Origin of the sequence: uncultured Dokdonia sp. (assembly GCF_937910895.1) — a bacterium.
GTDB lineage: Bacteria > Bacteroidota > Bacteroidia > Flavobacteriales > Flavobacteriaceae > Dokdonia.
In genome coordinates this window covers 1-10,611 of the sequence record NZ_CALEMI010000002.1, presented here as the reverse complement: position 1 = coordinate 10,611, position 10,611 = coordinate 1, and the positions used below count along the sequence as shown (strand labels likewise).

Annotated in this window: 9 protein-coding genes; 8 read left to right on the top strand and 1 reads right to left on the bottom strand. The window is 35.9% G+C overall.

Annotated elements, in window-relative coordinates; genetic code table 11:
- From efp to Q0505_RS00080, 7 genes are all read left to right on the top strand, one after another.
- Window positions 1-523: elongation factor P (efp, locus tag Q0505_RS00110; RefSeq protein ID WP_299207325.1), on the top strand; the 523-nt coding region annotated here is incomplete at its 5' end.
- Window positions 524-579: 56 nt separating this feature from the next.
- Complete coding sequence (locus tag Q0505_RS00105) at window positions 580-1,518, top strand: UDP-3-O-(3-hydroxymyristoyl)glucosamine N-acyltransferase (RefSeq protein ID WP_299207322.1); 939 nt, start codon at window positions 580-582, stop codon at window positions 1,516-1,518.
- On the top strand, window positions 1,515-1,928 hold the full coding sequence (locus tag Q0505_RS00100; protein ID WP_299207319.1) for a nuclear transport factor 2 family protein: 414 nt from the start codon (window positions 1,515-1,517) through the stop codon (window positions 1,926-1,928). The genes Q0505_RS00105 and Q0505_RS00100 overlap by 4 nt, the downstream gene beginning before the upstream one ends.
- A 63-nt stretch (window positions 1,929-1,991) precedes the next feature.
- Window positions 1,992-2,876 carry a succinate--CoA ligase subunit alpha gene (gene sucD / locus Q0505_RS00095; RefSeq protein WP_299207315.1) on the top strand — a complete coding sequence of 295 codons (885 nt, stop codon included), beginning with the start codon at window positions 1,992-1,994 and terminating at the stop codon, window positions 2,874-2,876.
- Between the two features lie 224 nt (window positions 2,877-3,100).
- Complete coding sequence (gene fabG, locus Q0505_RS00090) at window positions 3,101-3,847, top strand: 3-oxoacyl-[acyl-carrier-protein] reductase (RefSeq protein WP_299207313.1); 747 nt, start codon at window positions 3,101-3,103, stop codon at window positions 3,845-3,847.
- Between the two features lie 24 nt (window positions 3,848-3,871).
- Window positions 3,872-5,905, top strand: coding sequence for a VWA domain-containing protein (locus tag Q0505_RS00085; protein ID WP_299207310.1), 2,034 nt, complete (start codon window positions 3,872-3,874; stop codon window positions 5,903-5,905).
- 25 nt (window positions 5,906-5,930) lie between these two features.
- Window positions 5,931-6,746 (top strand): prohibitin family protein, encoded by an 816-nt coding sequence (locus Q0505_RS00080; protein WP_299207307.1) that lies wholly within the window; start codon window positions 5,931-5,933, stop codon window positions 6,744-6,746.
- A 113-nt stretch (window positions 6,747-6,859) separates the two neighbouring features.
- Here Q0505_RS00080 and Q0505_RS00075 read toward each other — a convergent pair whose 3' ends face one another.
- On the bottom strand, window positions 6,860-9,361 hold the full coding sequence (locus Q0505_RS00075) for a T9SS type A sorting domain-containing protein (RefSeq protein ID WP_299207305.1): 2,502 nt from the start codon (window positions 9,359-9,361) through the stop codon (window positions 6,860-6,862).
- A gap of 183 nt (window positions 9,362-9,544) precedes the next feature.
- Here Q0505_RS00075 and Q0505_RS00070 point away from each other — a divergent pair, with 183 nt between their 5' ends.
- Window positions 9,545-10,231: an HAD family hydrolase gene (locus Q0505_RS00070; protein ID WP_299207304.1), complete on the top strand. Its 687-nt coding sequence runs from the start codon at window positions 9,545-9,547 to the stop codon at window positions 10,229-10,231.
- Window positions 10,232-10,611 lie beyond the last annotated feature (380 nt).

The window sequence follows — 10,611 nt, the reverse complement described above, 5'->3', positions numbered from 1 at the left end:
TAATCACGATATATATAAAGTTATTGAATTTTTACACGTAAAACCAGGTAAAGGACCCGCATTTGTTCGTACCAAGATGAAAAGTGTGACTACAGGAAAAGTACTAGACAATACCTTTTCGGCAGGACATAAAATTGATGAAGTACGCGTAGAGACTCATAAATTTCAATTCCTATATCCAGAAGGGGATACCTATCACTTTATGAATGTGGAGGATTATACTCAAATTACTTTGCAAAAAGACACCATAGATGCTGCAGATCTACTTAAAGAAGGAGAAGTGGTAACCGTACTTATTAACTCAGAAGATCAAGCACCACTATCTGTAGATATGCCTGCGAGTGTTATTCTTGAAGTAACCCATACAGAACCTGGTGTAAAAGGAAACACAGCGACCAATGCTACAAAACCTGCAACCGTAGAGACAGGAGCTGCCGTAAATGTTCCTTTATTTATAAATGAAGGCGATAAGATCAAAATCGAAACTGCCAAGGGAACCTATAAAGAAAGAGTTAAAGAATAATCTGTTCTTTTAGATCTCCATCTTTTTAATTTGAATGTATAGTTAACATACCGATTGTGAAATTTCCTCAAGTACACACATTACAGCAAATAGCAACTATTATTAATGCGACTCCTATTGGAGATGCTAATTTCTCTGTATCTGGTATGAATGAAATTCATGTCGTAACGCCTGGAGATATTGTATTTGTAGATCATCCTAAATATTATAAAAAGGCATTAGAAAGTGCTGCTACGATTATACTTATTAATAAAGAAGTAGACCGTCCAGAAGGAAAGGCGTTGCTTATTTCTGACGATCCATTTAGGGATTTTAATAAACTTACGGATTATTTTAAAGGGTTTTCCGCTTCCGCGAAAGCGATCTCAGAAACTGCAGAAATAGGAGAGGGAACCATCATTCAACCTAATAGCTTTATTGGGAATCACGTCACTATTGGAAAAAATTGTTTGATTCATTCTAATGTGAGTATTTATGATCATACTGTAATAGGAGATCACGTAACGATTCATGCTGGAACTATATTAGGATCTGATGCTTTTTATTACAAAAAACGTCCAGAAGGTTTTGATAAACTAAAATCTGGAGGTCGTGTGGTGATAAAAGATCATGTAGATATAGGTGCAGCATGTACTATAGACAAAGGGGTTACAGGTGATACCACTATAGGAGAAGGAACAAAAATTGATAATCAGGTGCATATTGGACATGATACGGTTATTGGTAAAAAAGTATTAATTGCCTCACAAACAGGTATTGCGGGCTGTGTGATTATAGAAGATGAAGTAATACTCTGGGGCCAAGTAGGAGTTACTAGCGGTATTACGATAGGCGAAAAAGCAGTGGTCTCTGCACAAAGTGGCGTAAGTAAATCTTTAGAAGGTAAAAAGAGTTACTTTGGTACCCCAGCAGGAGATTTTAGAGAAAAATACAAAGAGCTAGCCAATCTTAGAATGGTTCCTGAACTCATACAACAATTAAAGGATAAAAAATGAATACAAGCGGTAAAAGCATCGTAAGCGGTTTCTACACTTCAGATTTCTTTAACGAAACAGAAAACGTAAACAAATACCTTCATCCAGACATGGAACTCTTTTGGAATGCAAGAACAGGGTATTTACACATGAGTAGAGAAGATGTCCTTACCATGGCTTCAGAAGCGTCAAAATCTTTTGACACAGTGCGTTGTGAAATCACACATCTATTGGAAGATGGAAACAATGTGACGATACGATACACGTATTTTGTGAAGACAATAGAAAATCCAAACGAAGAAGTACCTGTAGCTCATTTTATGGCAATATGGACGATTAAAGACGATTTGATGTACCGTGGTTACCAAATGAGTCAACCCGCAGAAGAAGATCCAGAAGCAATGATTTCGTATCAAGGTATAAATTTGTAAAAATACCTTCGACAAAAGCCCACAAAAAACTATTTTTGCAACTGCAAAACTTAAAAACAAACAATGAGCGTTTTAGTAAATAAAGATTCAAAAATTATTGTTCAAGGATTTACAGGAAGTGAAGGAACTTTTCACGCTGGTCAAATGATTGAATATGGAACCAATGTAGTAGGTGGTGTAACTCCAGGAAAAGGAGGTCAAACACATCTAGATCGTCCTGTTTTTAATACAGTAGAAGAAGCTGTTCAAAAACTAGGAGCAGACACTACGATCATTTTTGTTCCTCCAGCTTTTGCTGCAGATGCTATTATGGAAGCTGCAGAAGCAGGTATTAAAGTGATTATTACTATTACAGAAGGGATTCCTGTTGCCGATATGATTAAGGCATCTAATTACATAAAAGATATCGATTGCCGCTTGGTAGGACCTAATTGTCCAGGAGTGATTACCCCAGGCGAAGCAAAAGTTGGAATTATGCCTGGATTTGTTTTTAAGAAAGGGCGTGTAGGAATTGTTTCAAAATCTGGAACGCTTACGTATGAGGCGGCAGACCAAGTTGTAAAACAAGGTCTTGGAATCACAACAGCTATTGGTATTGGCGGAGATCCAATTATTGGAACCACCACAAAAGAAGCGGTTGAGTTATTAATTAACGATCCAGAAACAGAAGCTGTTGTGATGATTGGTGAGATAGGAGGACAGCTTGAAGCAGATGCCGCAAACTGGTATAAGAATAGCGGAAGCAAAAAACCTATTGTAGGATTTATAGCAGGAGAAACTGCTCCTGTTGGTCGTACGATGGGACATGCTGGTGCCATTGTAGGAGGAAGTGATGACACTGCACAAGCTAAAAAAGCCATTATGAGAGCATGTGGTATTCACGTAGTAGACAGCCCAGCCGAAATTGGAAAAAGAGTAGCAGAAGTTTTAGGGCAAACCATAAAATAAGGATGATAAATAAATAAAAGATCTTGTAATTAAGATCCCGCCTAAAAAAGCGGGATTAATTCAACTTGCAATATGGAGTGCATCTTAAAGACTTCTCCATATTGAGTTTTACTAGTAAACTTTAAAAACCTCTTGAATTTTCAAGAGGTTTTTTTGTGTACACCCTTACGCATTTCCTTATATTTGGGATTATAGAAAAGAGTACGATTAAACGACCAATAGATATGAAATTACTAGAAGGAAAAACAGCCATTATTACGGGAGCCAGCCGTGGTATTGGAAAAGGTATCGCTGAGGTTTTTGCTCAGCATGGAGCTAATGTTGCATTTACCTATAGTTCTTCTGTAGATGCAGCAAATGCACTAGAAGATACACTTAAAGCCAAAGGGGTAAAAGCCAAAGGATATAAAAGTAATGCTGCCGATTTTGAAGAAGCTCAACAACTTATAAAAGACGTAGCAGAAGATTTTGGCGCTATTGATATTTTGATCAATAATGCAGGAATTACAAAAGACAACCTGTTAATGCGTATGTCTGAAGAAGATTTTGATACCGTTATAGAAGTCAACCTAAAATCGATCTTCAATATGACAAAAGCGGTACAACGTACCATGCTTAAACAACGCCACGGAAGTATCATCAACATGAGCTCAGTGGTGGGTGTAAAAGGGAATGCTGGACAAGCCAACTATGCGGCTTCAAAAGCCGGTATGATTGGATTCTCTAAATCTATGGCGTTAGAATTGGGATCACGTAATATACGTACCAATGTGATTGCTCCAGGATTTATAGAAACAGAAATGACTGCTAAACTAGATGAAGATACAGTTAATAGCTGGCGTAATGCGATTCCTTTAAAAAGAGGCGGACAGCCAGAAGATATCGCAAATGCGTGTGTCTTCTTAGCGAGTGATTTAAGTGCTTATATTACAGGACAAGTGCTTCACGTAGATGGAGGAATGTTAACATAAGTCTTTTAAAAGACGCTATTTTATATGACAAGTACCACCTTATTATTGATTATTGGAGCAGGTATCATTGCTTTGGCACTCGCTATATTCCAATATTTCTATAAGGCTGCTTATAAAACAAAACGCAACAAAGTCTATGCTTTGTTGCGTTTTTTTACTGTTTTTGGGCTCTTGTTATTACTCATTAATCCTAAATACAAACAACAAACCTATTATACAGAAAAACCATCTTTAGCAATTGCTATAGACAATTCGGCGAGTATTCAGTATGTAGGATATGAAGATCAAGTACGAAATGCTTTGGTACGCTTTCGCGAAAGCAAAAAACTAGAGGACGCCTTTGATATTCAGTATTTTAAATTTGGAACCGAAGTTACTACGCTAGATTCGTTAGATTTCGCCGAAAGGCAAACCAATATAGCCTCCGTTTTCTCATCATTTACTGCATTGTATAGGAATGAGGTGGCTCCTGTGATACTCCTGTCAGATGGGAATCAAACCTTCGGAGAAGCCTTTGAATATACAAGTAAAAACTTTAAGCAACCTGTATATCCAGTAATTGCTGGTGATACCATTGTATATGACGATCTGATTGTAGGACAAGTAAATGTAAATAGATACGCTTACATTAATAATAAATTTCCTGTAGAAGTTTTTACCAGCTATACGGGTACTCGGGAGGTAGCATCAAGATTGACGATACGCTCTGGAAACAGCATTCTGCACCAAGAAAACATTACATTTTCTGATCAGAAAAAATCACAAGTAATCACTGCACTTATTCCTGCAAATAAAGTAGGAGTGCGACAATTTTCTGTAAATCTACAACCTATAGAAAATGAGAAAAATAAAAAGAATAACAGTAAAAACTTTGCTGTAGAGGTGATAGACCAGAAGACCAATGTGCTTATAATTTCTGATATTATACATCCAGATTTGGGAATGCTCAAAAAAAGTATAGAAAGCAATCGGTTGCGGAGTGTCACTTTCGCTAAACCTGCCGAAGCTATTGGGAAATTGAATGAGTATCAACTCGTTGTTTTGTACCAACCTAATGGTCTTTTTCAGTCCGTTTATAGGGAACTTGAATCGTTAGGTAAAAATAGCATGACAATCACGGGCACTAAAACGGATTGGATGATTTTAAATCGACTTCAAAATGAGGTCTTCCATGAGGTCACCACACAGGAAGAAGATGTCCAAGGAGTTCCCAATGCTAATTTTTCTACGTTTGTATTAAATGATATTAATTTTTCTGACTTCCCGCCTTTAAAAACAAGTTTTGGTGATATCACTTTAAAAACAGAAGCAGATGTTGCGCTCTATCAAAAAATAGGTACCATTACCACAGAAGCTCCGTTACTAGCCACTACCGATCAAAATGGGAGGAGAGGAGTTTATATTTTTGGCGAAGGACTCTGGCGGTGGAGAGCGCAAAGCTATATAGATACGCGTAGTTTTGAAGTATTTGACAATTTTATAGACAACTTAATTCAGTATGCGGCTTCCAATAAACGAAAAAGCAGGCTTAATCTCGATTATGAATCTTTTTATTATGGAAATGGATCTGTAAAACTCTTTGCGCAGTATTTTGATAAGAATTATGTATTTGATTCTAGAGCCGCTTTAACAATGAAGGTGGTAAATACAGAAACAGAAAAAGTATATGAAGCACCCTTTTTACTGCAACGTAATGCGTATGAAATTGATTTGAGTAATCTCGTGCCAGGAGACTATTCTTTTACAGTAACAGTACAAGACCAAGGGCTTGCTCGTTCAGGATCGTTTACCATCGTACCTTTTGAAGTAGAACAACAATTTTTAAATGCCAATCTATCAGCATTATCACAGGTAGCAACAAACACTAATGGTCTGCTTTATGATATCTCTGCTATAGATCAACTTATCGCCTCTTTATTAGAAGATAGTAGATACAGACCTGTGCAGAAAAGCACTGAAAATGTTGTACCTTTAATAGATTGGAAATGGCTTCTAGCTGTTCTTGCGTTACTACTTGCTATAGAGTGGTTTATGCGTAAGTATAATGGTCTCACTTAAAATTAAATTAACTAAAAAATAGATTATGGATAAATTACCAAAAATTGGATTACCTATTATTGTAATATTAATTCTTGTTATTGTTGTATTAGTAAAATCGGCAGTGACTATAGATGCAGGACATGCAGGTGTTCTATATGAAACGTTAGGAGATGGTGTAGATCCAGATAAAGCTCCATTAGGACCTGGATTTCACTTAATTGCTCCTTGGAACAGAGTGATTGACTATGAAACACGTCAGCAACAATTATTTGAAGAAATGAGAGTGCTTTCTTCAAATGGTTTGGAAATTCAAATTGATGCGACTGCATGGTATAAGCCAGTCACAGCAGATATTGGAAAGCTTCACAATCAAAAAGGGAAGGACTACCTAGAAAGAATTATTCAGCCAGCCATTCGTAGTGCTGCTCGTAGTGTTGTAGGTCGTTATACGCCAGAGCAATTATACAGTAGTAAGAGAGATGCAATACAAGAAGAAATCTTTCAAGAAACTGAAAAAATAGTTTCAGATCAATTTATTCAATTGAATAATATACTGATTCGTGACGTCACACTACCACCTACCATTAAAGAAGCAATTGAGCGTAAATTAAAGCAAGAGCAAGAATCATTAGAATATGAATTTAGGCTGGTTACCGCAAAAAAAGAAGCTGAAAAAGTAACTATTGAAGCGCAAGGAAAAGCAGATGCCAACCGAATTTTAAGTGCATCTCTTAACGATCAAATTCTTCGAGATAAAGGAATTGATGCGACGTTAAGACTTTCAGAATCTCCTAATTCTAAAGTGATTATCATTGGTTCTGGTGATAGCGGATTACCAATTATTCTTGGAAATAATTAAGAGTGATATACGTAAAGTGAATATTTATAAATAATCGTTTTACTAGATGCTAAAAAAGCAGCAATTCAAATATGAATTGCTGCTTTTTTTGTCTAGACAAACTTTTGAGATTGCTAATGAATAATTAGCTTTTTAGTGATTTTGTTATCTTGAGATTTAATTTGTAAAAGATATATCCCTGACGTTAATGTACCACTCGTATAGAATGTATTTTTAGTATTCTCAAGATTACCTTCGTATACTACTTTTGCTTGCTGTCCTGTAATAGTATATAAAATGATGGAGCCTTCGCCTTGAAGCAGATGATCTATTGTAAATTGATCTATCACTGGGTTTGGAAAAATGTGAGTATTTCTATTTGTTATTGTATTTTCTTCCAGACTAAGAACCAGCGTGCTTAGATTAATTTGATAAATAGATCTTCCAAAAGTTCCTGCATATAACGTTTGTGTAGGTTGATGGTATTTTAAATCTCTAGTAATAGTAGGGGGTAGGTCATTTCCTAAAATATCCCAAGTACTTCCATCATCTTCAGAATACCAAACACTCATATCTGTAGCAACGATGAGTAATTCTCCTACCTCACTAGGTACTATAATGACATCATTTGCGGGAATACTAGGTAAATTAGAAGAAATATCTTCCCAAGACTGACCTCCATTTATTGTTTTAAACACATGAGGTGTATAGTCAAGATTACTAAATCCTGATAGTGTTACATAAGCCGTTTGATCTTCTTCTGGATGAATGGCTAATGATGTAATATACCTGTCTGGTAGTCCGTCGCTTATATTTTCCCAAGTATTTCCACCGTCAAAAGTAACATAGATATTTCCGTCATCACTTCCTGTGTAAATTGTATTTGTATTTGTATAAGAGGCTGCAATAGCTGTTAATGTACCAAAGCTAAGTGATCCACTTGGGTGTAATCCATCAGTTAGGTCGTCACTAATAGCCGTCCAGTTTACAGCTCTGTTTTCAGATAGATATAATTTATTACTACCATAGTATACAATTTCTGGATTGAAAGGAGATAAGATCACAGGTGTATTCCAGTTGGTACGATCTGATGGATCTATGCCATTTAAGGCAGATGTAAAATTAAAACCACCGTCAGTAGATCTAGCTAAATTTCCAAATTGAGACTCCACATACGCAAAACTATTATCTACTGGATCTACGTTTACATGAAAACCATCACCACCCCATACTGAAAACCAAGTATTATCGCCATTTGCAATACGTATACTATTATTATCTTGAGTCCCTCCAAATAGATTTTCAGGATTAGTAAAGTCAACTTCTATATTATAAAACTGTGTGATGGGAAGGTTTAAAAACGGAGTCCAAGTAACACCTCTATCTTCAGAGATATAAGCACCTCCATCATTACCCGCAAGAATAAAATCTGCATCTAATCTAGAAAACTCCATTGCATGATGATCTACATGCATACCGTTTACAGATTGCCAACTAGAGCCACTATCTAAGGTTTTAAAAAGTCGTTGCCCTAAAACAAAAACTTCGTCAGCATTGTCAGGGTGAACTCTTATGTTTCCAAAATACCATCCAAAAGAAGCATCTATATTATTAAGTGCATTATTTGAAATGAGAGTCCATGAATTCCCGTTATCTATTGATTTATAAACACCGTCAAAAACGTTTGTAATTTCATTAGTTGTATATCTAGCATACACAATATTCGGATCAGATTCAGAGATAGCTAGCCCAATCCGACCTGTTTGCTCGTCAGAAACAGGTAATCCATTCGTAAGTATTTCCCACGTATCACCTCCATCTGTAGAGCGATGTATAGCAGATGTTACACCTCCATAATCACGTTGATACGGTTTGCGAGTACGTTCCCACATCGCTGCAAAAATGACATCTGTATCTATAGGATTCATAACAACATCTATAGCTGCTGTTGAGTCTGTTACAAATAAAACTTGCTCCCAATCATCACCGCCAGATGTTGTTCTATAAATACCACGCTCATCATTTTTTCCATATAAAATTCCTGTAGCCGCCACAAAAACACGATCTGAGTTTGTAGGATCTACCACAACTCGTCCAATATGATTTGTTGCTTCAAGACCAGCACTCGTCCAAGAATCACCTCCATCATCAGATCTATAGATCCCATTTCCTAAAAAAGCTCCAGAAGTAGCACTTCCATTAGCTTCTCCAGTACCTACATAAATACGTTGTGCGTCAGATGGAGCAATAGCAATATTTCCAATAGATGGTATCCCAATATCATCAAAAATCGGATCCCAATGGAGCCCTTTATCTAAACTTCTAAAAACCCCACCTACCGCTGTTGTGATATATAAATGATCATTATTTACAGGAGAGATAGCTACATCTGTAACACGCCCTCTTATATTTAAAGGCCCCACAAACTCCCAGTCAACTTCTTGTGTAGCTCGGTTGGTCATGATATTTTTACGTTGTGTTCGCGCTAGATTGATCGCTTGCTTACTTATAAAATTATCGGGATACGCTCGTTGATTATACATCCATTCATTAGGATATTCAGGACGACTAGCTTTCTCTTCTGTCGCAAAAACTTCCTTTTTAGAAGAAGGAATTAAAAATAATAGTATTATCAATAAAAATGCAGTAAAGAGAAGAGCAAACGGTAGAATTTTGGTTTTTAGAGGCATAAGTATGTGAATTACGATGGCAAATTAATTAAATTGCTTCCAAAAAGATGGAGGTTCTACATAGTAGTCTAGTAACATTCAAATGGGTTGCTTCAAAATTAACAGAATAAATGAACTAATAGATCGTATATGCAAATAAATACCATTGCTTTTGATGCAGATGATACCCTTTGGGTAAATGAAACATTTTTTAGAGATGCAGAAGATCATTTTTGTCTATTATTTAACGACTACATACCCTATGAAGAATGTCAAGAGCAATTATTTAAAATGGAAATGCGTAATCTCCCGATGTACGGATATGGCATCAAACCTTTTACGCTTTCATTAATAGAGGCAGCGATTGAGATTACAAATAATAAGGTATCTACCAAACAAATTTCAGAACTAATAGCATTAGGTAAAGAAATGCTGGATGCCCCTGTACAACTCATAGATGGTATTGAAAATGTGCTAAGTACGCTTTCGCGAAAGCATAAACTCGTGGTAGCAACAAAGGGAGATTTATTGGATCAAGAACGAAAGTTAGATAAATCAGGATTGGCAAAATACTTTCATCATATAGAAGTCATGTCTGACAAACAACCTAAAAACTACACAAAATTAGTCAATCACCTAGATATTAAACCACAAGAATTTTTAATGGTTGGAAATTCACTAAAATCGGATATACTTCCTGTATTAGAAATAGGAGGACATGCATTTCATATTCCATTTCATACCACTTGGATTCATGAACAAGTAGCAGAAGAAATACAACATATCCATTTTAAAGAGTTAGCAAAAGCATCAGAAATAATAGAATTATTAAAATAGGATAGGATTTTTGTACTTTCTGAGAAAGTACTGTGACAAATAGCTTATGAATGCTTTTTCCGAATCTGAGTCACAGATAAATATTTAAGATGATGTTTATAGAAAAATAAATTCTTTTAAGTAAAACGTTTAAATGTTTTTTTTGCAGATATAAATGGAAGTTAAATAGTCTGTTTACAGATGAATATAAAAGGATTTGAATTTTATTAAAAAAAACCACATTTAACACCTTTAAAATTTTGTTTTCTATAAGATGATCTTGTACATTTGCATCCGCTTTATAAAAGCAAGTTCATTTGAAATAAAATAACGGAGAGGTGCCAGAGTGGTAATGGAGCAGATTGCTAATCTGTCGACGGGTAACTGTCGCCAGGGTTCGA